This is a genomic window from Streptomyces spectabilis (genome assembly GCF_008704795.1).
In the GTDB taxonomy this organism is placed as follows: domain Bacteria; phylum Actinomycetota; class Actinomycetes; order Streptomycetales; family Streptomycetaceae; genus Streptomyces; species Streptomyces spectabilis.
In genome coordinates this window covers 1,334,663-1,356,560 of sequence record NZ_CP023690.1, presented here as the reverse complement: position 1 = coordinate 1,356,560, position 21,898 = coordinate 1,334,663, and the positions used below count along the sequence as shown (strand labels likewise).

Sequence of the window (21,898 nt, the reverse complement as noted above, 5' to 3'; positions counted from 1 at the left end):
GTAGGCCGAGATCTGCGATCGGGAGCACGGCATCCTCCTCCGCTAGGACCACTCTTTTGAAGTAGCACGATCCGGCGTCCCGCGCAGGGAGTGCCAAGGGGAGTTCACCGTCGGCCGGTCGACGACGCACAGATCCGCGCGCCCGGCCAGGACGATGGTGTCGACGTCGGCGGCGGCGACGGAGCCCGCCGCGATCACGGCGAACTCGCCCTTCCGCCCGGCCTGGTTGCGGATCCGGTCCGCGTACGCGTCCCGGTCGTCCCGCGTTCCGGCCACGACGTGCACCGAAGCCGCGCCGTGCGCGGCGAACTCGTTCGCGATCTCCGCGACCGCGTCGGCGTCCGCCCCGGCCGGGAACCACCGCGCGGGAGCGATGCGCAGGCCGACCGGCCGCTCGGCGGGCCACTCGGCGCGGATCGCCCCGAACACCGCGAGCGGACGCCGGAGCCGCTCCCGCAGCGAGGCGCCCCGGCCCCGCCCGGCGGCCGAAGGGGACAGGCACGGGGCGAGCAGACGGTCGGTGGCGCAGTCCAGTTCCAGCAGATCGAATCCGGCGGCGGCGCGCCGGGCCGCGGCGGCGAACGCGCGTTGCAGCGCGCCGAGGGGCTCGGCGGAGCCGTCGGGGCCGTAGTGGCCGAGCTGGACGCCGATCTTCGCCGGGGAGTGCGCGTGGACGAAGTCCACCACCCGCCGCCACCCGGCCTCCTGTTCCCCGGTGTGCAGTCCGGGCCCGTCCGTGCCTGTGGGGGAGACGGCCACCGGGCCGGTCAGGACCAGGCCCGCCCCGGCGAGGGCCGCGCCGCCCAGGTACACCAGGTGGAGGTCGCCCGGCACACCGTCCCGGGCGGGGAACACCTCGTCGGGGCGGACCACGACGCGGTTGACGACGTCCAGGCAGCCGAGCGTGAACGGCTGGAGCATCGGCGGGGTCTCCCGGCCGCCCCCGCCCGCCGTGTCGGCGAACCACCGTTCGGCGCGGGCGACGAATCCGGGGTCGCGGCGGCGCAGGCTGGCGTAGGAGACCCGGCGGCTGCGGGTCAGGAGGTTCACCGCGAACTGCTGCGGGTCCTGGTGGGTGTAGCGGTCGACGTTCTCGAACCACTCCCGGCTGGCCCGCGCGGCGCGCTGGAGGGAGCGGACGGCAGGGCGGCGCTCGGCCTCGTACGCGGCCAGGGCCGCTGCCGCGCCCGGCTGCTCCTGGAGGCTCCTGGCCAGGGCCGACGCGTCGTCCATCGCGAGCTTGGTGCCCGAGCCGATGGAGAAGTGCGCCGTGTGCGCCGCGTCACCGATCAGTACGACGTTGCGGTGCCGCCAGGTCTCGCACCACACCGTGGGAAAGCGCAGCCAGCGCGAGTTGTTCCCGTACAGCTTGGAGCCGTTCAGGATGGTCTTGCACAGCTCGGCGATGATGCCGATCGACCGCTCGTCGCTCTCCCCGGGGGCGGACGGCGAGGCGGCGGCGTCGGCGAACCCGGCCGCGCGCCAGGCGTTCTCGGAGAGCTCCACGATCAGGGTGCCGGCGTGACGGGAGTCGGGGTAGGCGTGGATCTGCAGGGCCCCGCCCGGGGTGTCCACGACGTAGAACGCGAACGAGTCGAGCTCCAGGTCGGTGCCCAGCCAGATGTACCGGCACTTCCCGGTCTCGATCGTGGGCCGGAAGGCTTCGGCGTACCGCTCCCGGACCAGGGAGTTCGCCCCGTCCGCCGCCACCACGACGTCGTGGTCGGCGGCGAGGGCGTCCACGTCGGTGATCGCGCTGCCGTGGCGCACCGGGACGCCGAGCCGGGCGCAGCGCCGCTGCAGGGCCATGAGCAGCGCGGCGCGGCTCACCGCGGCGAACCCGTTCCCGCCCGCCGTGAACGTGGTGCCGCGGTAGTGCACGTCGATGTCGTCCCACCGGGCGAGCATCGGCCGCAGCTCGGACACGACGGCCGGATCGGCGTGCTCGATCCCGCCGAGGGCCTGGTCGGACAGGACCACTCCGAAGCCGAACGTCTCGTCGGGCGCGTTCCGCTCCCAGACCGTGATCTCGTGCCCGGGGCAGAGCTGACGGGCCAACACGCTGAAGTACAGGCCACCCGGACCACCACCGATCACCGCGATCCGCACCCCGACCCCCTGCTCGACGGCGCGTTCATCTAGGCCCCGCGGACCGGAGCCGAGGCCGCCGACGTCGCCAGAACGTCCTGGATCATCTCCGGCGGGACGGTGGCGTCGTCGAACCAGCGACCGCCGAGCGGCCGCGGAACGGGCATGATCTGGTCGTTCGTATAGGACAGGACCTTGCGGTTGTACACGCGGATCTCGTCCCGGAGCGCGGCCGGCAGGCGCTGGTCGAGCAGCAGTGCCCGTTCCATTTCCCCGAGCAACTCCCGCGTCTCGTCGATGGTCCTGAGAACGGCCTTGCAGAATCCGGTGGGGAGCACCCCGTACTCGCCCTTGATCTCCACCAGGCGGGTGATCGCCTCGTACGAGACGTCCTGGAGCCGGCGCCTGTCAAGCCAGCGCGTCCCGTAGTTCAGCCGCCGGTGCCACAGCGGTTCGACCATGGCCCGGCGGTGCTCTTCGAGCGTGCGGTGGTAGATGTGGTAACCATGCTTTTCCGGCTCCTCGAAGAACTGGGACCCGGGGTCGAGGAACGGCACCATCGGGCAGATGAGCGGAAGGGCGGCCCAGCCGCCGAACTTCCGGATGAGGCGCTCGGAGTACGCGATCGTGTCCATCACCGATTGCCGGTCCTGATAGGGCATGCCGATGAAGAACCAGATCATGATGCCTTTCACACCGGCATCGAGGGCGCGGGGTATCCATTCCTCCATCTGCGCCATGGTGTAGTTCCCGCGGCCGGCGGCCTTGCTGATCCTCAGGTCGTGGGACTCGGGGGAGAGCATGATGTAGGAATCCGTTGACTCGCCCATCTTCTTCAGGATGTCGGGCGGTGTCAGGCTGAACTGCTCGAAGTGGACGCTCTTGTATCCGAGCTCTTTCACGGCGTCCAGGTACTGGTGCATCCGCGTGCGGTTCTCGGAGTAGCACTGGAGCGCGTAGATCGAGGTGCGCTTCGCCGCCTCCTTCATGGTGCGGAGCTCTTCGACGACGAGGTCGTTGTCCTTCTGCACCAGGGTCTTGCGGACGCCCATGATGTTGCGGTACGCGAACCGTGACCCGCCGCACCAGCCGCAGTCGTGGGCGCAGCCGGTGTTGGGCAGGGTCATGATGAGCTTGGACGCCGACGGGCCGCCGTCGGCCGCCTCGCGGTAGTACGACCAATCGTTGCGCACGTTGTTGTAGTCGCTGTCCGGCGTGTGCGAGAAGCCGGTGGCGATGACCTCGCCGTCGACCTTGTACAGCAGGTTCGGAATCGAGCGGAAGTCCCTGTCCCCCCGCCGGACCCTGCTGACGAGTTCGGTGACCGGGTCGAGGGTGTCGTATCCCTGGACGACGACGTCGACGCTCGGGTACGCGATCAGTTCCTCGGCGTAGTAGGTCGCCGAGATGCCGCCGAAGATGGTGAGCGCTTCGGGGTGCACCCGCTTCACGAGGGCCGCGAGCTCGACCGAGCCGTGGCAGTGGGCCATCCAGTGCAGATCGAATCCGAAGATCGGTGCCTCGAAGCGGGCCAGGAGCCGCTCTACATCCAATTCGGGATGTATGAGCATGAGTGACGCCATATTCACGATCTGAGTGTCGAACCCGCTGTCGGCAAGGCGCTGCTTTATCGAGAACCAGCCGATGGGATAAATCTCGTAGACCGAGGTGACATTGACGCTGTCGCTGTCGCTCAGATAGGCGAACAGCATGTCGTCACGCTCGCGGAAGTCAAAGACGCTGGGTGCGTGTAAGAGGAAGAGATCGGCCTCGAGCCGCGATGTTGATGGCTGTTCCGTGAGAGTCATTCACGGCCTCCCTGGCTCACCGTTAGCCAGTGCAAGATTCACCATGGTTTCCAGCGGCTGTAAGGTTTGTCAAGAGTCGTACGACTGGCGTCGCAATAGATCTTGATTTTCCGCTTTCCGTCCTGTGCCGTAATGCCCCTGGACGGTTTTCGGCAGGGTGATTTCCGGCATGGAGGAATGGGTGAATCCGCTATTTGCTTCCGTGACGAGCGGAGTTACCGGGTGCGGTGGGCCGTCACCGGGTGTAGGTGCGGATGCGGTAGCGAAGGCCGGAGGTGGAGGACTGCCAGCCCTTGTCCTCGGTGACCTTCCACGTCGGGTCCGGCGTCGGGGCGTAGGTGTCGCCGGCCACCGCCGTGTCGACCTCCGTCACCGACAGCGTCGTGGCGTACCGCATGGCCGCACGGTAGATCTCGCCGCCGCCCATGACCCACGTCTCGGTGGGGGCGTGCGACTCCAGCGGCTCGGCCGCGCGGTCCAGGGCCTCGGCGAGGGACCCGGCGCGCTCCGCGCCTTCGGCCGCCCACCGCGGATCGCGCGTCACCACGACGTTGCGCCTGCCGGGCAGCGGGCGGAACCGCGGAGGCAGCGAATCCCACGTCTTGCGGCCCATCACCACGGGATGACCGAGGGTGGTGGCCTTGAAGTGCGCCAGGTCCTCCGGCAGCCGCCACGGGATGGCGTTGCCCGCGCCGATCACGCCGTCGAGGGTCTGCGCCCAGATCAGCCCGACGTTCATACCGCGACCGGAGCCTTGATGGCCGGGTGGTGCTGGTAGTCCTGCACCTTCACGTCGGTGAAGGCGTAGTCGAAGAGCGACTCGGCCCGGCGCAGCTCGAGGCTCGGGAACGCGAGCGGGGTGCGCGAGAGCTGCTCGGTCACCTGCTCCACGTGGTTGTCGTAGATGTGGCAGTCGCCGCCGGTCCAGATGAAGTCACCCGGCTCCAGGCCGACCTGCTGCGCCACCATGTGCGTGAGCAGCGCGTAGCTGGCGATGTTGAACGGGACGCCGAGGAACAGGTCCGCGCTGCGCTGGTACAGCTGGCAGGAGAGCTTGCCGTCGGCGACGTAGAACTGGAAGAAGGCGTGGCACGGGGCGAGAGCCATCTTGTCGAGCTCGGCGACGTTCCACGCGGAGACGATCATCCGGCGGGAGTCGGGGTCCCGGCGCAGCGTGTCCAGGACCTCGCTGATCTGGTCGATGTGCCGGCCGTCGGGGGCGGGCCAGGAGCGCCACTGCGCGCCGTAGACCGGACCGAGGTCGCCGTTCTCGTCGGCCCACTCGTCCCAGATGGTGACGCCCTGCTCCTGCAGCCAGCGGACGTTCGCGTCGCCGCGCAGGAACCACAGGAGCTCGTACACGATGGACCGGAGGTGCACCTTCTTGGTGGTGACCAGCGGGAACCCCTGCGAGAGGTCGTAACGCAGTTGGTGCCCGAAGACACTCCGGGTACCGGTGCCCGTCCGGTCGGCCTTCGCCGTTCCGGAGGTGAGCACTAGCCGCAACAGGTCTTCGTACTGGGTGTCCGCCACAGCCGAGAAGTCTACTGGCCCCCGAGGTGAGCTCGATGACCATGCCCCGGGGCGTGCCCCGGGCGCGCCGGTCTAGGCGGTGACCACCGACGCGTACACGGGGGCCGCGCGGTGACAGTGGGGCCATGAACACTGTCATGGACCGGGCGGAGATCGTTCTGTGGGTTCGGCATGAGGACGGCCGGTGGTCGGGCAGGGCGGTCTGGGTGGTCGCGCTCGACGGCGACGCGTACGTCAGGTCCGCGTTCGGACGGCGCAGCGCGTGGTACCGGCGGGTGCTGCGGGGCGCCGAGACGGCCGTGGAGGCGGGCGGAGCGCGGGTGCCCGTCGTGCTCGGGGCGGTGGCCGACCCCGAGGTCGTCCGGCGGGTCTCCGGTGCCTACCGCGCCAAGTACGGGCTGAGCTGGCCCGGCCCCGTGGAGTCGATGAACGGGCCCGGGGCCGCGGCCACCACCATGCGGCTAACGGATCTCGGGCAGGTCCCGGAGCTGTCTGCGTGAGGTGAGCCCGAGCTTGCGGAAGATATTGCGCAGATGGGCGTCGACCGTCCGCGGGCTGAGGAACAGCTTCGCGGCCACCTCCTTGGAGGTAGCGCCGTCGGCGACCAGGCGTGCGATGTGCGTCTCCTGCATCGTCAGCTGGTCCGTCGCCTTCGACGCCCGGCTGCGGGCCTGCTCGCCGGTGGCGCGCAGCTCACCGGCGGCGCGCTCGGCGAACGCCTCCATGCCGAGTTCGGACAGCGCCCCGTGGGCGAGGCGCAGCGCGGACCGGGCGTCACGCCGCCGGCCCTGGCGGCGCAGCCACTCCCCGTACAGCAGATGTGCCCGGGCGCGGTAGACGACGAGGGCGCCGTCGTCGAGCAGGGCGATCGCCTCCTGGTACGCGGACTCGTCCCCGGTGACCAGGGCGCGCGCACAGGCCTCCACGCCCAGGCCCCAGGCCTGCCGGCCCGCCTGGGTGCGCTGCCGGAGCGTCGCGTGGGCCGCGGCGGCGGTCTTCGGCTCGCCGCACCGCACGGCCGCCTCGACCAGCTCCGGCAGGGCGAGGCCCGCCGTGCCGACGGCGCCGTACGCGAAGGCCTGCTGTGCCGCCTTCAGCGCGGCCGGGTAGTCGGCCAGGCCGTTGCTGAGCACGGCTGTCGCCCACTGCACGCTGAGGCTCATCCGGTGGTCCACCGACGCGAACAGCGTCAGGGCCTCCTCGCGCCGCCCGCGCAGCGCGGCCAGGTGCAGGCGCGGATAGACCAGCGGGGCCGCGCCGGTGGCGTCGGCGATCGCCTCCTCCTCGGATATCAGCTCCATCGCCGCACCGAAGTCGCCCCGGTGCACGGCCGCGGTGGCCTGCATGGCCAGGGCGATGGGCAACGCGTGGAAGGAGCCCGCCCCGCGCCCGGCCGCGGCGGCGCGGGCGGCTATGCCGTACAGGGAGTCGAAGTTCCACAGCTCGGTGGCCAGCATGAAGCCCAGCGAGGGCCGCCTGGCCCACACCTCGGCGCCGACGTCGCCGACCACCGGCCCGAGGATGTCACCTGCCCTGGCATGGCCGTCGCGGACCAGCCTGATGAGACCGCTCAGGACGGCGGGTGTGCCGGAGGGGGGTGGGAGGGGCGCTTTCGCCCTGGGGGGCGCTGGGGCGGGGCGGGGCTCAGCGGACACCGCCGGGGCGGGTGGCTGCGGGCTGGGGGTCCCTGGGCCGGGGCTCCCCGCGTTGGGTGCCGCCGAGGCGGGGGCTTCCGGGCTTGGCATCCCCGGGCCGTGCGTCCCCGGGGCGGGTGCCGTCACGCTGGGTGTCGCTGAGTCGGATGTCTCCGGGATGGGCGTCTTCGGGCTGGGTGTCCCTGGGGCGGGTGCTTTCGGGCTCGGTGTCCCCGGGCCGGGTGCCGCCGCGTCGGATGTCTCCGGGCCGGGCGTCCCCAGGCCGAGCGCCCCGGAGCCGGGTGCTGTCACGCCCGGTGCCGCTGGGTCGGGTGTTTCCGGGCTGGGCGTTCCCGAGTCGGGTGCTTCCGGGCTGGGGGTCCCCGAGTCGGGTGCTGCCGAGCCGAGTGCTTCCAGGCTGGGTGGCCCCGGGTCGGATGCCGTCACGCCGGGTGTCGCCGAGTCGGATGTCCCCCGGCTGGGCGTTCCCAGGCCGGGTGCTGTCGCGCCGGGTGCTTCCGGGCCGTGCGTCCCTGGGGCGGATGTCGCCGAGTCGAGTGCTTCCGGTCCGGGCGCCGTCACGCAGGGTGCCGCTGTAACGGATGTCTCCGGGCCGTGCATCCCGGGGCCGGGTGCCGCCACGCCGGGTGCCCCCGGGCCGTGCGTCCCAGGGCCGGGCGTCCCCAGGCCGGGTGCCGTCGCGCCCGGTGGCGCCTCCGTGCGTGAGTCCGGCTCGTCCCCCCGCGACGCCTCCCTGACCGCCTCCACCACCTCCTCGAAGCCGCCGAGCAGCAGCCCCATCTCGATGGCGTCCAGGGAGCACTCGCGTGACCAGGCCGGATCGGTGGTCGCCAGGCGGGCGGCGGCCCGCAGCAGGTGTGCCGTCGGGCCTTCGTCGCCCCGGCGGCGGGCGAACGACAGCCTGCCGCGGAGCAGGTCGGCGCGGGCGGCCTGGCCCGGATCGTCGGTCCGCACGGTGGTGAGCAGGTCGGCCGCCGTGTCGAAGTCGCCCACCGAGAGCTTGGCCCGGACCGCGGCGAGGGTCCGCTCGGTGCGCTGGACCGGGCTGATGGTGAGCGCGGCCGAGCGCTCCAGGAAGGCGGCCGCTGCCGCGACACCGCCGCGCTCCTGGGCACGGGTGGCGGAGGCCTCCAGCTCGGCGGCGACCTCCTCGTCGGGCCCCGCGCTGGCCTGGGCGCGGTGCCAGGCCCGCCGGTCCGGGTCGGCGACCGGGTCGGTCACGGCGGCCAGCGCCTCGTGCGCCCCGCGCCGCTCCTCGGGCGTCGCGGCCCGGTACGCGGCCGAGCGGGCGAGGGGATGGCTGAACCGGATCCGGGTGCCGAACTCGACCAGGGGGACGGCCGCCGCGGCCGCAGCGGCGTCGATGCCCAGGAGCTCGGCCGCGCGCCACAGCAGCCCGGGGTCGCCGATCGGGTCGGCGGCGGCCACGGTCACCAGCAACCGGGCCGCCGGTGGCAGGAGTTCGAGCCGGGCCCGGAAGCTCTGCTCGATCACGCCCGGTATCGAGTCGGGCTGGGCGAAACCGCCCGCCATCCCGGCGAGCCCGGCGGTCCTGGGCAGCTCCACGAGGGCCAGGGGGTTGCCGCGCGCCTCGGCCAGGATGCGGGCGCGCACCCGCTCGTCCAACGGCGCGCGGACCGCCGCGGCCAGCAGCGCGCGGGCATCCGATTCGCCAAGTCCCTTGAGCGCGTGGGCGGGAAGCCCGTCCAGCTCGGGCAGCCGGCTCGGCTCGCGCACCGCGAACACGAGCGCGATCGACTCGGCCGAGACCCGGCGGGCGAGGAAGGCCAGGGCCTTGGCCGACGCCCGGTCCAGCCACTGCGCGTCGTCGACGACGCACAGCAGCGGGCGCTCCCGCACGGTCTCCACTAGGAGACCGAGCGACGCGACGCCGACCAGGAACGGATCGGGCGTGCCGGTGCCGAGCCCGAAGGCGACCTCCAGCGCCTCGCGGTGCGGCGCGGGCAACGCCCCGACGCGGCCCGTGACCGGTGCCAGCAACTGGTGCAGCGCGGCGAACGGCAGCTCCATCTCGAACTCCGCGCCGGACGCCCGCATGACGAGGAAGCCGGTCGCGGCCTCCTCCGAGCGCCGCAGCAGCGCGCTCTTGCCGATGCCCGGCTCGCCGCGCAGGACCAGGGCGCCGCCCCGGCCCTCCCGTGCCGCTCGGAGCAGGGCGTCGAGCCGGCGCACGTCGTCCTGACGGCCGATCAGCACATCCGCGCATGTCTCGGGCATGTCCGAAAACCTATGCGGTCGCCGACCTCAGGGGAATCCGGGAAGCCCCCTGATCGCCTAGGGGTTTTCCCACAGAGACACCACGAAGGCGCCTCTCAGCAGGGCTACGTACAGCGTCACGTCTAGGCGATGACTACCGACGCGAGCGCCGACCGTCCGCTGCGAGGGTCGAGCCATGACCCGCACCGCACCGCAACGGACCACCACCATCGGCTGGATGCCGCTGGCGGTGCTTGCCACGGCCCAGTTCCTGGTCGTGCTGAGCACGTCGATCGTGAACGTCGCCCTGCCGCAGATCCGGGCCGGTCTCGATCTGTCGGACACGGGCCAGGCGTGGACGGTCAACGCCTATGTCCTGGTCTTCGGCGCGCTGCTGCTCCCGGGCGGGCGCGCGGGCGACGTCCACGGCCTGCGCCGCGTCTTCCTGCTGGGAACCGGGCTCTTCGCCCTCGCGTCCCTGAGCGCGGCCCTCGCACCCACGACGGCGGTGCTGATCGCTGCCAGGGCGGTGCAGGGCACGGGCGCCGCACTCCTCGCACCCACGGCGCTCGCCCTCGTCCTGACGCTCTACCCCGACAGGGAGCGGCGCGGCACCGCGCTCGGCGTGTGGGGCGCGGTCTCCGGGGCCGGCGGCGCGGCGGGCGTACTGCTGAGCGGGCTGCTCACCAGCCTGTACGGCTGGCGGGCGGTGTTCGTCGTGATGGTGCCCCTCGCCCTGGCCGTCCTGGTGGCCACCCGGCTGCTGGTCGAGGCCGACCGGCCGCGCGGCGGAAGCCTGGACGCGCCGGGCGCGGTGACGCTCACGGCGGGCCTCGGCGCGCTCGCCCACGGCCTGTCGGGCCCGTGGCCGCTCGCGGTGCTCGGCCTGGCGCTGCTCGGCCTGTTCGCGGTGGTCCAGCGCCGCGCCGCGGAGCCGCTCCTTCCGCCGCGCATGAGGGCGGTGGCGGCGCCCAACGTCCTGATGGCCCTGCTGGGCGCGGTGTGGCTCGGCCTGTTCTACTTCCTGCCCCTCTACCAGCAACGCGACCTGGACTACTCGCCGTTGGAGGCAGGTCTCACCCAGCTTCCCCTCGCCCTCATGATCACCCTCTCGTCCTGGGCCACGGGCAGGCTCTCCGGCCGCGCCGTGCTCCCCGCGGGCCTGCTGGTCCTCGGGGCAGGCCTCGCCTGGCTGGCCCGCACCCCGGCGGACGGCACCTTCCTCGTGGACCTGCTCGGTCCGACGCTCCTCGTCGGCAGCGGCCTCGGCGTGGCCTTCGTCCGGCTCACCGCGCTGGCCTCCACAGGGGTCGCGGCCGCCGACAACGGTCTGGCCGGCGGCCTCGTCAACGCCACCCGGCAGATCGGCGGAGCCGTCGGCCTGTCCTTCCTGACCCTGCTGCCCTCCTTCGGCGCGGCCTTCCTGGCCTGCGCCGCCCTGACGCTGCTCCTCTGCGCCCTCTCGGTGCTCCTGACGCGAAAGGCATGACCCATGACCCTCGACAAGCCGTACGTCAGCGGCCACTTCACCCCCGTCACCGACGAGGTCACCGGCCGTGATCTGAAGGTGCGCGGCACCCTCCCGCCCGAGCTGAACGGCCGCTACTTCCGCAACGGCCACAACCCCAAGCCGGGCATCACCCCCACCCACTGGTTCCGCGGCGAAGGCATGATCCACGGCGTGCGCCTCACGGACGGCCGGGCCGAGTGGTACCGCAACCGCTGGGTGCGCACCCCCTTCCTGGACGGCGTGCCGTTCACCGGGACCGAGCTCGACGTCAGCGCCGCCGCCACCAACATCATCTTTCACGGGGGCCGCTACCTGGCCCTCCAGGAGGCCAACCTGCCCTGGGAGGTCGGCGCCGACCTCGACACGATCGGTGTGTACGACTTCGGCGGCAAGCTCACCAGCGCCATGACCGCGCACCCCAAGGAGGACCCGCAGACCGGCGAGCTGCACTTCTTCAGCTACAGCCCCTTCCCGCCGCATCTGACCCACTACGTCGCCGACGCCTCCGGAGACATCGTCAGGTCGCAGGTCGTCGACGGCGCGGGACCCTCACTGATGCACGACTTCGCGATCACCCGCGAGCACGTCGTCTTCATCGACTCGCCGGTGGTCTTCGACCACGCCGAGCACTCCGGCATCCCCTACCGCTGGCACGACGACGTCCCGCTGCGCATCGGCGTGATGCCGCGCGCCGGGGGCAGGACCAGCTGGTTCGAGGTGGCCGACCAGGCCGCGCTGCTGCACGTGGCGGGCGCCCACACCGACACGCGGGGCCGGATCGTCCTCGAAGCGCCGCGCTTCGACCGCTCCGCCTGGGAGAGCTCGTGGAAGTGGTGGGTCGGTGCCCCCGGCTACGGCACCAGCCCCGACGCCGGGTCGACGCTCCACCGGTGGACCGTCGACCCGGCCACCGGCAAGGTCACCACCGAGCCTCTCAACGACCTGGTCACCGAGTTCCCGTCGATCAACGACGCCCGCACCGGGTCGGCCCACCGCTACAGCTACGCCATCGCCTTCCCCGGCGCGGGCCTCTCGGGCTACCACACGGTCAAGTTCGACTCGCTGACCGGCAAGGAGAAGCTGCTCGCGCACGGCGAGGGCCGGATGCCCGGCGAGGCCGTCTTCGCGCCCGCCGCGGGCGGCACCGCCGAGGACGACGGCTATCTGCTCACCATCGTCAGTGACTTCAAGGCCGACGCCTCGGAGCTGCTCGTCCTGGACGCGGGCGACCTGAGCACCGTGGCCGCCGTCGAACTGCCCCGCCGGGTGCCCGCCGGGATCCACGGCCACTGGATCCCCGACTCCGAACTGCCCGCCTGACCCACCCCTCAACTCACACAGACGCCACGGAGGAACCGCCATGACGCACTACCCCACGACCATCGACGAGAAGGCCCCCGTCGTCGCCGACCACACCTTGCGGATCGCCGCGCCGCTGGAGCGGGTCTGGCGGCTGCACACCGGCATCGGCTCCTGGCCCGAGTGGCAGCACGCCATCAGCGAGGCCCGGCTCGACGGCCCCGTCGCGCCCGGCACCACTCTCCACTGGAGGACGGCGGGCCTGTCCATCGACTCCACCGTCTACGCGGTCGACGCCCCGCACCGCATCCTGTGGGGCGGCCCCGCTCACGGCATCACCGGCGTGCACGAGTGGACCTTCACCGAGGACCGCGACGGCGTCGTGGTCCGCACCCGCGAATCCTGGGCGGGAGCCCCGGTCGACGCCGACCGGGACAACCTCGCCGCCGCCCTCGACGGCTCGCTCAAGGAATGGCTCGACGCCCTGAAGAAGACGGCGGAGCGATAGGCGGGCCGGGTGTCAGGGGCCGTAGACCAGCGTCCACTGCTGGTTCGGCCGTCCGTCGGGGGAGTGGATCACGACGGGCGCCTCGTTCGCGCCGCCCCAGGCCCGGTCCGGCTCCAGGACGCGCCCGAAGAGGTTCGCGATGGTCGCGGGCTCCGCGCTGTGCGCCGGGTGGACGTACCATAGCTGGTCCTCGTTGGTGAAGCTGCGGTCGCAGTCCGACAGCCAGGTCGCCCAGCGCTCCGGGCCCTGGGCCCAGCCCGCGAGACACCGGCCGTCCCCGCGGGTCGCGACGTGGTAGGCGCCCCGGCCGTCCGCGATCAGGTCCCAGAGCTGGTACGGCTCCGACGTGCAGTTCCACACCCGCATGCGGTCGTCGCCCGCGGGGAAGCCCAGACAGCGCCCCACCCCGTGGTTCTTGATCTGGAACGGCCCCACGCGCGGGGCCCGTTGTTCGGGGGCGGGGCGGTCGGCGGCTCCCGCCCCCGGTGCGGCGGCCGTCGCGAAGATCGCGGCCAGGGCGGCGGCGAACACGGCCGGACGCTTGTGCGCTCTCATGTGATTCCCCTGTTCGACGGATCCCCGAGGCCGTGAGCGCTCGCCATGGTGCCGCGCGGCGGGCCGCCCGGCCGGGGGCGCGGCCGTCAAACTCCCCGAAGGGATGGCGGGGGAGCCGCCGCCCGGCCGGGAAGCGCTCCGGCGCGCGGGGGGCGGCCCTCTCCGGCGGGCCGGGCCTCGGGCCGTCCTCGGCCTCATCCGAAGGGAATCCGTACGACCGACTGGTTGCCGGTGCCCAGGGTGCTCGGCCCGTTCCCGATGGCGTTCCAGACCTCGACCCGTACCGTGCCGCCGCGCATCGTGCCGTGTTCGCCGGTGGCCGACTTCAGGCCCTGGCCCTGGGTGTAGTGCTCGTACCCCGGCACCGGGTCCGTCGCGAAGTAGCGGTAGGTCTCCGTGCGGTCCCAGGAGCCGTCGCCCGTGCGGTCGTAACTCACCCGCACCTGCTGGCCGTTGGCCACGGTGGAGCCCGCGTCGACGAGCAGGTCGAACTGGGTCGCCCCGCCGTTGTGGGCGCCGTTCACGCCGGTCGCGGTGAACGTCTGCGGGGTGTTGGGGGCGCCGTCGTGGTTGGTGCCGCTCGCCGACGCGAGCGTGGTGGCGGACGCGGTGCCCGTGGCCTCGCCGAGCGTGCCGCCGGGGCGCAGGTGCAGGGTGGACGGCGTGCCGGGGCCGGGGTCGCCGCCCCCGCCGCCGCGCGTCCACACCGCCACGTAGTCGACGAGCATGGACCGGCCCGGCTCCGTCGCCGCGACCGGCGTGGCGCGGCCCGCGACACCGTCGGGGAAGCCGCCGCCCATCGCGACGTTGAGCAGGACGAAGTACCCGGCGTGGCCGGTCATGTCGGCCCACGCCCGGGCGCCCACGCGGTTCTCGTCGACGCTGTGGAACAGCTGTCCGTCGACGTACCAGCGCAGCACGTTCGGGCTCGCCGACCGGTCCCACTCGAAGCGGTACGTGTGGAACGCGGACTGGCACGAGGCGCCCGGGCAGGCGCGGCTCGCGCCGATGCCGTTGGTCTCGTCGCACGGGCCGCCCGGGTTCACGCCGCAGTGCAGCACGCCCCACACGGAGTTGATCCCGTTCACGTTCTCCATCACGTCGAACTCGCCGATCGACGGCCAGTTCCAGTAGTTGCCCCGGTAGGGCGCGCCGAGCGCCCAGAAGGCGGGCCAGTAGCCGAGCGCCTGCTCGCCGGTGACGTTCGGCATCTGGATGCGGCCCTCGATGGCGAGGGTGCCGCCCGCCGGGGCCTTGAAGTCGGCGCGCCGCGTCTCGACGCGGCCGGACGTCCAGTTCCCCGCGCCGTCCCTGAGCGGTGTGATGCGCAGGTTGCCGCCGCCGTCGAGGGCCAGGTTGTCGGGGGACGAGGTGTAGCTCTGGACCTCGCCGGTGCCCCAGTTCGCGGGCCCGCCGGGGTAGTTGTGGCCGGTGTCGACCTGCCAGTTCGCGGCGGAGGGCAGCGAGCGGGCGGGCCCGTCGAAGTCGTCGCTCCACTGGAGGGTCCAGCCGGGGGCCGGGGGGACGTCGGCGTTCGCCGCGCCCGGGGCGAGCAGCGGGGCGGTCAGGCCGAGGGCGGCGAGGCCGGTGAGCAGAGCGGTGCGGAGCGGCCTGCGCGGGAGAGAGCGGAAGGGGGCGCGTCTTGCTCGCATGGGGCACCTCGGAGGGTGGGGGAGGGCGCCCAGTGAGGGCGGCCGGTTCTGAGAGCGCTCTCAGAGTTGTTTAGTTGTGGCCATGCCATGCGTCAATGGGGTGCGCCCGTCAACTTCCCGAAGGCGTACGGGAGTCGGCGCGGGGTCGGCCGTATGGACGGCGTCGCGCCGTGGGCGCTTCCGGGGGTGCCCCCTCAGGCACTTCGGGAAGGGGAAGCGGCCTCCCAGGCGGCCTCGATCATCTGGAAGATCTCGTCGAGGGCGGCGTCCGGATCGGCTGCCTCGCGGGCCAGCGAGTAGGCGTCGACCACGAACCTCGCGATCGTCCTGCAGGCCGTCGCGCTCTGCGCCACGCCGGGGTCGGCGGCGAGCGTCGTGGCCAGCGACTCCGCGTGGCGCAGCCGCATCGACTCCTCGTACTCCCGCAAGGCGCGCGACTCGTTGATCATGCTCCAGATCGGAGTGGTGCCCTCCCCTGTGCAGTGCCGCACCAGGGTCTGGATCTCGCGGTGCAGGGCGGGGATCAGGGGCTGGTCCGGCGCCCGGCCGGCGGCCGCCTGCGTGAGGCGCTGTTCGAAGTCGTCGTCCTGCTCGAAGACCAGGGCCTCTTTGGAGGCGAAGTGGGCGAAGAGGGTGGTGACGGCCACGTCGGCTTCGGCGGCGACCTCTCGGATGCCCACCGCGTCGTAGCCGCGTTCCAGGAAGAGCCGCAGGGCGGCGTCGGCGATCTTCTGGCGGGTGGCGGCCTTCTTGCGCTCGCGGCGGCCGGGCGTGACGGTCATGGGCCGAACGCTACCAACCGCGGAGGCAGTGCGGCCGCAAATGAGTAACCGATATGAAAAGCTAACGGTTAGTCCTATGGCTGCTGCGCCATGGCCTTCTGAACCCGTCACCGCCCAGTCCCACGGTCGGGCGGACCGAGCCCCTCACGAAGTGCCGCTGAAGTACCGGGCACGTACTCTTGGCGGCGTTGACGTGTACTGGAGAGGATGTAACACATGGCTAGGGCTACCGCGCGGCACATCTTGGTCAAGACCGAGACCGAGGCCTTGCAGCTGAAGCAGCAGATCGAGGGCGGAGCGGACTTCGCCGAGCTGGCGAAGAAGCACTCCTCGTGCCCCTCGTCGCGCGACGGCGGGAACCTCGGCTCGTTCGGCCCGGGCCAGATGGTGCCCGAGTTCGACCAGGTCGTCTTCTCGGCTCCGGTCGGCGAGGTCCAGGGCCCGGTGAAGACCCAGTTCGGCATGCACCTCGTCGAGGTCACCAGCCGCCAGGACTGACGCGGTGGACCGGGTCGCGCCGTCGCGGCGCGGCCCGGTCCTGTCGTCGGCCGCGGTCCGGGGCAGTCTCCCGCCCGTGTATGATTTCGGTGCAACTCCGGTGCAGGGCACAGGAGTCACGCGTCTGTGGTCCAAGGAAAGACGCCCATCATCCGATGGGAAATGTAGGTGCAAGGCCTGCCGGGCGCTCCAAGGCGAAGGCCCCCTCGTCGAGGGGGCCTTCGCCGTTTCCGCACGCGCTGGACTGGTGCGCGGCGCGCGGGCGACGGAGCCGGTGACTCCTCACCCGTCGGCCTGCGCCGCCGTCGCGGGCAGTTCCACGGTGACGCGGAGGCCACCGGCAGGGCGCGGGGTGAGGGTGAGCGCCCCGTCGTGTGCGTGGGCGATGGTCTGGACGATCGCCAGGCCGAGGCCGACCCCCGCGTGGTCCGTGTGGATGCGCTCGGTGCCGCGCTGGAACGGCTCGGTGAGCGTCGAGGCCAGCTCCGGGGCGACCGGCTCACCGGTGTTCTCGACGGTGAGGGTGACCGTCCCGGGGCGGACGGCGGTGCGGACCCACACGGTGCCCCCTGCGGGCAGGTTGTGGACGATCGCGTTGTGCACGAGGTTCGTGGCCAACTGCAGCAGGAGCACGGGTGAGCCGACCGCGGGGGCGATGTCCCCCTCGGTCTCGACGGTGACCCCGTGCTTCTCCGCGAGGGGCAGCAGCGTTTCGGTGGCGTCCTCCGCCACGAGGGACAGGTCGACGCGCTCCCGGGTGAAGGACCGCTGCTCGACCCGGCTGATCACGAGCAGTGCCTCGGTGAGGTCGATCGCCCGGGTGTTCACGGTGTGGAGGCGGTCGATGAGTTCGCCGGTGTCGTGGTCCGGATCGGTGCGGGCCACATCGAGGAGCGCCTTCGAGATCGCCAGGGGGGTGCGCAGCTCGTGAGAGGCGTTGGCCGCGAACCTCCGCTGCTCGGCGACGTGCGCTTCCAGTCGTACGAGCATCGCGTCGAAGGCGTCGGCGAGTTCGCGGAACTCGTCGTTGCGGCCGGGCAGCCGGACGCGGTGCGCGAGCGATCCGCTCGTGGCCCTGCGGGCGGCGTCCGTGACACGGGTCAGGGGGGCGAGCATGCGGCCGGCGAGGAACCACCCGCCGACGAGACCGAAGACCAGCAGGAACGCCAGGACGGCGGCCGCCTTCGGAACGAAGGCCTCCAGCAGGGCGGACCGGATGGGGAAAGGACCGCCGTTGGGCCTGTCATCGGGGTTGTAGAGCTTCGCGCGGTCGGGGACGTACCGCAGGAGGAACACCCACACCGCCCCCATCAGCAGGGCGCCGGCCACCATGAGGAACCCCGCGTAGCTGAGGGTGAGCTTGACGCGCACGCTCACACCAGGCTGCCTATCCACGGTCTCGCTCCTCGCGTCCGGTGCCGGGTGCGGTGTCGATGCGGTAGCCGACGCCCGGCACGGTGACGATGATCCAGGGTTCGCCGAGCCGCTTGCGCAAGGCCGAGACGGTGATGCGCACGGCGTTGGTGAACGGGTCGGCGTTCGCGTCCCACGCCCGCTCCAGGAGCTCCTCGGCGCTGACGACACCGCCTTCGGCCGCGACCAGGACGTCGAGCACGGCGAACTGCTTCCTGGTCAGCGCGACGAAGCGGCCGTCCCGGTAGACCTCTCTGCGGAACGGGTCGAGGCGCAGCCCCGCGATCTCCCGCACGGGCGGCCGGCTGTGGGCACGTCTGCGGTCGAGTGCGCGGAGCCTGAGCGCGAGCTCGCGCAGTTCGAAGGGTTTCGTGAGGTAGTCGTCGGCGCCGAGCTCGAACCCGGACGCCTTGTCGTCGAGACGGTCGGCCGCGGTCAGCATGAGGATCGGCATGCCGCTGCCGGAGGCGACGATGCGCTTGGCGACCTCGTCACCGGACGGCCCGGGAATGTCGCGGTCCAGGACGGCGATGTCGTAGGCGTTGACGCCCAGGAGCTCCAGCGCGGTGTCGCCGTCGCCCGCGATGTCGGCCGCGATCGCCTCCAGACGCAGGCCGTCGCGGATGGCTTCCGCCAGGTAGGGCTCGTCTTCGACGATCAGCACACGCATGGAGCCCACGGTACGAGCCCGCCCCTATCGCCGGTGTATCGAAATCCGCATACGCGTCGGCAACGCCGCACTTCCTTGACTGACGGCATGAATCGGACATCGATACCGGCACCGCCGTCAGCACGGACACCGGGGCGCGGGAGGTGGCGGCCCCGTGTCCTCGGCCTGATCCTCGTCATCCTGATCCTCGTCTCCGCGGTGGTCGCCGCGGTCCTCGGCCACCGAGGTGCGACGTCCTCGCCCACGGGGCGCGGTGAGCACCGTGGCGCGCTCGGCGAGGCCGACGGCGTCGTCCCCGACGGCGTGACCGTCTTCGACGACGCGGTTCCGGCCGTCGCCCACCTCGATCCGCCCTTGCTCAAGGCCCTCCGGCGGGCCGCGACGGCCGCCGGGGACGCCGGAGTCCGGTTCTCCGTCAACAGCGGCTGGCGCTCCCCGGCGTACCAGAACGAGCTCCTTCGCAAGGCGATCTCCCAGTACGGCTCCGAGGACGAGGCCGCCCGATGGGTGGCCACGGCGGCGACCTCCCCCCATGTGTCGGGCGACGCGGTCGACATCGGGGGCTCCGCCGCGACGGCATGGCTCGTGAAGCACGGCGCCGGGTACGGGCTGTGCCAGATCTACGAGAACGAACCCTGGCACTACGAACTGCGCCCCGAAGCAACCGACCGCGGCTGTCCGCGCAGGTACGCCGACCCCACCCAGGACCCGAGGACACAGCAGTGACCGGCGAGGAACAAGGACAGACGATGACGCGGGCGAACACGGCGGAGACCCGGCAGGGAAGCCCCGACCGCAGCGACACCGGCTCGGTCGCCGCACGCGCGCGCATCCACCGGACCCTGCGCGGCGCGCTCCGCCCGGAGCCCTGGAAGCGCGGCCTCGTCCTCGCGGCGCTGGCGCTGCTGCTCGGCCTGCTCATGCTGCTGCACGCGCGGATCACGGACCGCGGGGGCCTCGGCAGCCTGGTGGAGACCTTCCTGCCCTGGTTCGGCCTGTTCGTCCCCGTGCTCCTCGCCGGGGCGCTGTGGCGCCGCTCCGCCTCCGCGGTGGCCGCGCTGGTGCTGCCGGTCGTGGTGTGGCTGAGCCTCTTCGGCGGGACGCTCCTCGACAAGTCCCATGCGGGCGGCGACCTCACCGTGGCCACCCACAATGTCGGCGCCGACAACCCCGACCCGGCAGGCACCGCCCGCGACCTGGCCGCCTCCGGCACGGACGTACTGGCCCTCGAGGAGATCACCCCACAGGCGAAGCCCGTGTACGAGAGGGAACTGGCGAAGGGCTACCCGCACCACGCGGTCCTCGGCACGGTCGGACTGTGGAGCAAGCTGCCGCTTTCGGACACCCGGCCGGTGGACATCGAGACGGACTACGGGCCGCTGGCGGACACCAAGCCGGTCGACAGAAGGACGGCCGAGAGCCGGGCGCTGCGCACCACGGTGGCCACGGACCGAGGGCCCCTCGCCGTGTACGTGGCCCACCTCGGGTCCGTACGCGTCTTCCCGAAGACCGGCTTCTCGACGGGCGGCCGGGACAGGAACGCGCGGGCGCTCGGCGAGGCCGTCGCCGCCGAGCGGAACGAGCGGGTGGTCCTGCTCGGCGACCTGAACGGCACCGTGGACGACCGTGCGCTCGACGGCGTCACCTCGCGGCTGCGCTCGGCCCAGGACGCGGCCGGGGACGGCTTCGGCTTCACCTGGCCGACGAGGTTCCCGCTGGCGCGCATCGACCACGTCCTGGTCCGCGGCGTCACACCGGTGAGCGCGTGGGTGCTGCCCGCCACGGGCAGCGACCACCGGCCGGTGGCGGCCGGAATCGACTGGTGAACACCGCGGGTCTCAACCCCGTGGAAGTCGGCCCTGCGCCGGATCGGCTGTCGCGTCCGGGGTGTCCCACCAGGGGCAGGTGTCACGCAAGGTGTACCGGCCCGAGCCCGTGGTCCAGTCCATATAGCCGGCGCAGAAGTCGTTGAGACCGTGGACGAAGGCGGTCACGTCCGGCCGCCGGCCGAGAGAGGTGCGGGCGAGCCGCTCGGTGAGCCGGTCGAAGTTCCGTACTTCGGCGGCGAACATGTCCGAGGCCGTGGCGAGTGCCGCGGGCAGAGCGCACCGCCGGGTACGGGCGATGAGGGTGACGACGTTCTCGGTCTGGTCGCCGCCGGGTCCCAGGTCCTTGTACAGCGACAGGACGTCCTGGGAGAGGGTGGTCCGCCGCATGTCGCTGTCGACCACGGCCTTCAGCGGGGGCTCCTCGATGACGTCGCTCAGATCGATGCCGAGGCTGATCTCGGTGTACCGGTGGTCCATGCGCTGCCCGAGCGAGTAGTAGCGGATGGCCATGTAGTCGTCGATGTCGGTGAATTCGCCGTGGGCCGCCAGGTGGTCGTCGACGCGGGCGCAGCCTTCCAGATAGCGCAGGTGGTCCTCGGCCAGACGGCGGAGCAACGGGGGCGGCACATAGGCCGACAGGCTCTTCCAGACGTGGGCGAACAGCGGCCCCCAGCGCGGTTCGGCCTGTGCGGCCCGCTCGGCGAAACCGGAGTCGAAGCCGGCGGCCAGGCCGGAGAGCAGCCCGCGGCGCCGGTCGGCGTCGCCGAACCCGGGCCGGTTGGCGTCGAAGTCGTCGTCGCCCTCGATGTCGAGGGCGATGATGGTGGTGATGTCCCACAGGCGGCGCCGGTCGCAGACGGGCCACGCGGCCGCCCCGAGGCGGGGATAGTCGGCCGCCATGACCTGCCGTTGCCGCTCGGCGGTGGGAAAGCGGTCGGTGGACAGGAACCACTGGTGCCAGTCCCGCCGGATCTCGCCGTAATGAGGGGACACCCTCATCGGGTACGGGCTGCGCAGGAGCACTCCTTGCGGGACCTCTTCGCGGGAGAACACGCGGCCCATGGGGTTCCTGGCCTTTCGCAGGGAGCTCAGGCGGAGCCCAGGCGGACGGTGAGGCCGGTGCGGGTGGGCTTGCGCCGCTCGTCGGGGGCCCCTTCGGCCCACAGGGAGCGGACGTGGCTGAGGTGGCGGGTCATGCACTTCTCTGCGGCCTCGGCGTCGCCCGCGACCATCAGGTCGAGGAGTTCGATGTGCTCCTCGGCCGAGGGGAGGAGCTGGTCGCTCTCGTCGAGGGCGGTGAGGCCGTAGAGCCGCGAGCGCTTGCGGAGGTCGCCGACGGTTTCGACGAGGCGGTCGTTGCCGCCGAGGGCGAGCAGGGAGAGGTGGAATCGGCGGTCGGCCTCCAGATAGCCGATGAGGTCGTGTTCGCGGGCGGCGCGGACGATCTCCTGCGCGACCGGGCGCAGGGCCTCCAGGTCCGCGCGGGCGGCGGAGCGGGTGATCCGGCCGATCATGGGGACCTCGATGAGGGTGCGGATCTCCGTGTACTGGTCCAGGTCGCGTTCGTTGACCTCGGTGACCCGGAAGCCCTTGTTGCGGACCGGCTCGACCAGGCCCTCGCGGGCCAGGTCGAGCATCGCCTCGCGCACGGGCGTCGCGGAGATGCCGAAGTCCTCCGCGAGGCCCGGCGCCGAGTACACCTCGCCGGGGCGGAGTTCACCGGAGATCAGTGCCGCGCGCAGGGCGTGGGCCACCTGGTCGCGCAGGCGCTCCCTGGTGGTGATGAGGTTGCGCTGCTTGAGGTGGCCCATGGTCGTGGTGTCCCTTCGTGACCGTCGCTCGCGACGACCCGCGTGCGGCTTCACGGTGCTCGCTCGCACC

Annotated in this window: 19 protein-coding genes; 7 read left to right on the top strand and 12 right to left on the bottom strand. The window is 72.2% G+C overall.

The window, feature by feature from the left end:
- Window positions 1–42: 42 nt before the first annotated feature.
- The 4 genes from CP982_RS05220 to CP982_RS05205 all read right to left on the bottom strand — a co-directional run bounded on the left by CP982_RS05220 (window position 43) and on the right by CP982_RS05205 (window position 5,429).
- Window positions 43–2,109, bottom strand: a complete 2,067-nt coding sequence (locus CP982_RS05220) for an oxidoreductase (RefSeq protein WP_150509397.1) — start codon at window positions 2,107–2,109, stop codon at window positions 43–45.
- Between the two features lie 29 nt (window positions 2,110–2,138).
- Window positions 2,139–3,896 carry a B12-binding domain-containing radical SAM protein gene (locus tag CP982_RS05215; RefSeq protein ID WP_150509396.1) on the bottom strand — a complete coding sequence of 586 codons (1,758 nt, stop codon included), beginning with the start codon at window positions 3,894–3,896 and terminating at the stop codon, window positions 2,139–2,141.
- A gap of 235 nt (window positions 3,897–4,131) precedes the next feature.
- On the bottom strand, window positions 4,132–4,635 hold the full coding sequence (locus CP982_RS05210) for a dihydrofolate reductase (RefSeq protein WP_150509395.1): 504 nt from the start codon (window positions 4,633–4,635) through the stop codon (window positions 4,132–4,134).
- The gene (locus tag CP982_RS05205) at window positions 4,632–5,429 is read right to left on the bottom strand and encodes a thymidylate synthase (protein WP_150509394.1); all 798 of its coding nucleotides are present in this window, start codon (window positions 5,427–5,429) and stop codon (window positions 4,632–4,634) included. Before CP982_RS05205 ends, CP982_RS05210 begins: the two co-directional genes overlap by 4 nt.
- Window positions 5,430–5,554: 125 nt before the next feature.
- Here CP982_RS05205 and CP982_RS05200 point away from each other — a divergent pair, with 125 nt between their 5' ends.
- Window positions 5,555–5,929 (top strand): DUF2255 family protein, encoded by a 375-nt coding sequence (locus tag CP982_RS05200; RefSeq protein ID WP_150509393.1) that lies wholly within the window; start codon window positions 5,555–5,557, stop codon window positions 5,927–5,929.
- Here CP982_RS05200 and CP982_RS42420 read toward each other — a convergent pair.
- On the bottom strand, window positions 5,891–9,322 hold the full coding sequence (locus tag CP982_RS42420; RefSeq protein ID WP_229878853.1) for a LuxR family transcriptional regulator: 3,432 nt from the start codon (window positions 9,320–9,322) through the stop codon (window positions 5,891–5,893). The genes CP982_RS05200 and CP982_RS42420 overlap by 39 nt on opposite strands.
- Window positions 9,323–9,497: 175 nt before the next feature.
- Here CP982_RS42420 and CP982_RS05185 point away from each other — a divergent pair, with 175 nt between their 5' ends.
- The 3 genes from CP982_RS05185 to CP982_RS05175 are packed head-to-tail and all read left to right on the top strand — an operon-like array spanning window position 9,498 to window position 12,618.
- Entirely contained in the window at window positions 9,498–10,790 is a 1,293-nt protein-coding gene (locus CP982_RS05185) for an MFS transporter (protein WP_150509392.1), read from the top strand.
- A 3-nt stretch (window positions 10,791–10,793) separates the two neighbouring features.
- Window positions 10,794–12,131 (top strand): carotenoid oxygenase family protein, encoded by a 1,338-nt coding sequence (locus tag CP982_RS05180; protein WP_150509391.1) that lies wholly within the window; start codon window positions 10,794–10,796, stop codon window positions 12,129–12,131.
- A 40-nt stretch (window positions 12,132–12,171) separates the two neighbouring features.
- Window positions 12,172–12,618: an SRPBCC family protein gene (locus CP982_RS05175; protein ID WP_150509390.1), complete on the top strand. Its 447-nt coding sequence runs from the start codon at window positions 12,172–12,174 to the stop codon at window positions 12,616–12,618.
- Between the two features lie 12 nt (window positions 12,619–12,630).
- On the opposite strand, the gene CP982_RS05170 is transcribed toward CP982_RS05175, so the two are convergent.
- From CP982_RS05170 to CP982_RS05160, 3 genes are all read right to left on the bottom strand, one after another.
- Complete coding sequence (locus CP982_RS05170) at window positions 12,631–13,173, bottom strand: RICIN domain-containing protein (RefSeq protein WP_150509389.1); 543 nt, start codon at window positions 13,171–13,173, stop codon at window positions 12,631–12,633.
- 194 nt (window positions 13,174–13,367) lie between these two features.
- Window positions 13,368–14,825, bottom strand: a complete 1,458-nt coding sequence (locus CP982_RS05165) for a glycoside hydrolase family 16 protein (RefSeq protein WP_150509388.1) — start codon at window positions 14,823–14,825, stop codon at window positions 13,368–13,370.
- 194 nt (window positions 14,826–15,019) lie between these two features.
- Entirely contained in the window at window positions 15,020–15,607 is a 588-nt protein-coding gene (locus tag CP982_RS05160) for a TetR/AcrR family transcriptional regulator (protein ID WP_150509387.1), read from the bottom strand.
- 216 nt (window positions 15,608–15,823) lie between these two features.
- On the opposite strand from CP982_RS05160, the gene CP982_RS05155 reads away from it, so the two are divergent.
- A complete protein-coding gene (locus CP982_RS05155) occupies window positions 15,824–16,105 on the top strand; it encodes a peptidylprolyl isomerase (protein ID WP_144001533.1) in 282 nt (93 codons plus the stop codon).
- 282 nt (window positions 16,106–16,387) lie between these two features.
- Here CP982_RS05155 and CP982_RS05150 read toward each other — a convergent pair whose 3' ends face one another.
- Together CP982_RS05150 and CP982_RS05145 are read right to left on the bottom strand one after the other, a co-directional pair.
- Window positions 16,388–17,500, bottom strand: coding sequence for a sensor histidine kinase (locus CP982_RS05150; protein ID WP_189719302.1), 1,113 nt, complete (start codon window positions 17,498–17,500; stop codon window positions 16,388–16,390).
- A complete protein-coding gene (locus CP982_RS05145) occupies window positions 17,493–18,188 on the bottom strand; it encodes a response regulator transcription factor (RefSeq protein WP_150509386.1) in 696 nt (231 codons plus the stop codon). The genes CP982_RS05150 and CP982_RS05145 overlap by 8 nt, the downstream gene beginning before the upstream one ends.
- Before the next feature lie 87 nt (window positions 18,189–18,275).
- Between CP982_RS05145 and CP982_RS05140 the strand changes: the two genes are divergently transcribed.
- The gene (locus CP982_RS05140; protein WP_150509385.1) at window positions 18,276–18,914 is read left to right on the top strand and encodes a M15 family metallopeptidase; all 639 of its coding nucleotides are present in this window, start codon (window positions 18,276–18,278) and stop codon (window positions 18,912–18,914) included.
- 23 nt (window positions 18,915–18,937) lie between these two features.
- On the top strand, window positions 18,938–20,014 hold the full coding sequence (locus tag CP982_RS05135) for an endonuclease/exonuclease/phosphatase family protein (protein ID WP_150509384.1): 1,077 nt from the start codon (window positions 18,938–18,940) through the stop codon (window positions 20,012–20,014).
- A gap of 12 nt (window positions 20,015–20,026) precedes the next feature.
- Here the strand turns inward: CP982_RS05135 and CP982_RS05130 are convergent, their stop codons facing one another.
- Entirely contained in the window at window positions 20,027–21,079 is a 1,053-nt protein-coding gene (locus CP982_RS05130) for a terpene synthase family protein (RefSeq protein ID WP_150509383.1), read from the bottom strand.
- A 26-nt stretch (window positions 21,080–21,105) separates the two neighbouring features.
- A complete protein-coding gene (locus CP982_RS05125; protein WP_150509382.1) occupies window positions 21,106–21,828 on the bottom strand; it encodes a GntR family transcriptional regulator in 723 nt (240 codons plus the stop codon).
- Window positions 21,829–21,898 lie beyond the last annotated feature (70 nt).

Bases quoted from the DNA above. Each gene is read 5' to 3' on its own strand.
- CP982_RS05215 (WP_150509396.1), bottom strand. From the start codon at position 3,896: ATGACTCTCACGGAACAGCCATCAACATCGCGGCTCGAGGCCGATCTC.
- CP982_RS05210 (WP_150509395.1), bottom strand. From the start codon at position 4,635: ATGAACGTCGGGCTGATCTGGGCGCAGACCCTCGACGGCGTGATCGGC.
- CP982_RS05200 (WP_150509393.1), top strand. From the start codon at position 5,555: ATGAACACTGTCATGGACCGGGCGGAGATCGTTCTGTGGGTTCGGCAT.
- CP982_RS42420 (WP_229878853.1), bottom strand. From the start codon at position 9,322: ATGCCCGAGACATGCGCGGATGTGCTGATCGGCCGTCAGGACGACGTG.
- CP982_RS05185 (WP_150509392.1), top strand. From the start codon at position 9,498: ATGACCCGCACCGCACCGCAACGGACCACCACCATCGGCTGGATGCCG.
- CP982_RS05180 (WP_150509391.1), top strand. From the start codon at position 10,794: ATGACCCTCGACAAGCCGTACGTCAGCGGCCACTTCACCCCCGTCACC.
- CP982_RS05175 (WP_150509390.1), top strand. From the start codon at position 12,172: ATGACGCACTACCCCACGACCATCGACGAGAAGGCCCCCGTCGTCGCC.
- CP982_RS05170 (WP_150509389.1), bottom strand. From the start codon at position 13,173: ATGAGAGCGCACAAGCGTCCGGCCGTGTTCGCCGCCGCCCTGGCCGCG.
- CP982_RS05165 (WP_150509388.1), bottom strand. From the start codon at position 14,825: ATGCGAGCAAGACGCGCCCCCTTCCGCTCTCTCCCGCGCAGGCCGCTC.
- CP982_RS05160 (WP_150509387.1), bottom strand. From the start codon at position 15,607: ATGACCGTCACGCCCGGCCGCCGCGAGCGCAAGAAGGCCGCCACCCGC.
- CP982_RS05155 (WP_144001533.1), top strand. From the start codon at position 15,824: ATGGCTAGGGCTACCGCGCGGCACATCTTGGTCAAGACCGAGACCGAG.
- CP982_RS05145 (WP_150509386.1), bottom strand. From the start codon at position 18,188: ATGCGTGTGCTGATCGTCGAAGACGAGCCCTACCTGGCGGAAGCCATC.
- CP982_RS05140 (WP_150509385.1), top strand. From the start codon at position 18,276: ATGAATCGGACATCGATACCGGCACCGCCGTCAGCACGGACACCGGGG.
- CP982_RS05135 (WP_150509384.1), top strand. From the start codon at position 18,938: ATGACGCGGGCGAACACGGCGGAGACCCGGCAGGGAAGCCCCGACCGC.
- CP982_RS05130 (WP_150509383.1), bottom strand. From the start codon at position 21,079: ATGGGCCGCGTGTTCTCCCGCGAAGAGGTCCCGCAAGGAGTGCTCCTG.
- CP982_RS05125 (WP_150509382.1), bottom strand. From the start codon at position 21,828: ATGGGCCACCTCAAGCAGCGCAACCTCATCACCACCAGGGAGCGCCTG.